Source organism: Vibrio sp. 1557 (assembly GCF_033340175.1).
GTDB classification, from domain to species: Bacteria; Pseudomonadota; Gammaproteobacteria; order Enterobacterales; family Vibrionaceae; genus Vibrio; species Vibrio alginolyticus.
Genome location: NZ_JAWOVZ010000141.1, coordinates 1 through 1347 on the forward strand (window position 1 = coordinate 1; position 1347 = coordinate 1347).

The window sequence follows — 1347 nt, forward strand, 5'->3', positions numbered from 1 at the left end:
GGGCGGTGCTGTAGGTCGAATGGTGACCGATATTTTCCGCGTTAAAGATGATGATACCCGCCATTCCCTGCTCGCTTCTGGTGCTGCTGGCGGTTTGGCTGCGGCCTTTAATGCACCGCTTGCGGGGATCATGTTCGTAGTTGAGGAAATGCGACCTCAGTTTCGCTACTCGCTCATCTCGATTCGTGCCGTGATCATTTCTGCCATTATGGCGAACATTGTGTTCCGCGCCATCAATGGTCAAGACGCCGTAATCACCATGCCGCAATATCAATCCCCAGCGCTACAAACGTTGTGGTTGTTCCTATTACTTGGCGCACTGTTTGGCGTGTTTGGCGTGATTTTCAACAAACTGATTACGGTGGCGCAAGACAGCTTTGTTGCTATTCATAAAAACGATCGTAAGCGTTACCTGATCACGGGCTCTATTTTGGGCGGCGTATTTGGTCTGCTGTTACTTTACGTACCTCAATTAACGGGCGGGGGCATTGCACTTATTCCCGATGTCACAACAGGTAACTACTCGATCTCTATTTTAGTGCTGCTGTTTATTGGTCGCGTGGTCACAACTTTGCTTTGCTTTGGCTCTGGCGCACCAGGCGGTATTTTCGCGCCACTGCTCGCGCTGGGCACACTATTTGGATACGCATTTGGCGCAAGCGCAGATGTTCTGTTGCCCACGCTTGATATAGAACCTGGCGTCTTTGCGATTGCAGGAATGGGAGCGCTGTTCGCTGCGACAGTTCGCGCGCCTATCACTGGTATTTTGTTGGTGATCGAAATGACCAACAACTACTATCTGATTCTTCCGCTAATCATTACCTGTCTAGGAGCGGTGATTGTCGCACAGTTGCTTGGTGGACAACCTATTTACAGCCAGTTGCTGCATCGTACGCTTAAAAATGACAAGCTACGTCAACAAGATCTCCCTGAAAATCAGGCCTCCTAGGCAACTTAAAGCACTCCGGCTCCAAACCTACTTGTAAGTATCACGAATGTTTGGAGCCTGCATTTCTATAATTTTGCAACAGTTCGCAAATATTCGATACCAAACTCACAAAATTCTCATTCTCTGATATTTACCCATCATGTTTAGGCGTCATCGCCTGTTAAACTTGTTAATATTCGCGCCATAAAATAGAGCAATTGTTCCACTCAAATCCGCCCATTACAGGCCAAAATGAGTCAACAATTGCGTAAAACATGCGTTGAAAATTTGCGTTTCGCAATGCAAGGCAGCAGCAGACTAAGATGAAGAGAATCAACGATCTGATTCCACGCCGTTCGCGATTTTCACACGCAAAGCAGCCAAAGATAATTTGGTTTTAAACATCACTTTTCGTTTCA

General features: G+C 47.1%; 1 protein-coding gene. It reads left to right on the forward strand.

What is annotated here, in order from left to right; translation table 11 throughout:
- On the forward strand, nucleotides 1-949 hold a 949-nt coding region (gene clcA, locus R7070_RS25325), incomplete at its 5' end, for a H(+)/Cl(-) exchange transporter ClcA (protein ID WP_318141405.1).
- Between the last annotated feature and the right edge of the window lie 398 nt (nucleotides 950-1347).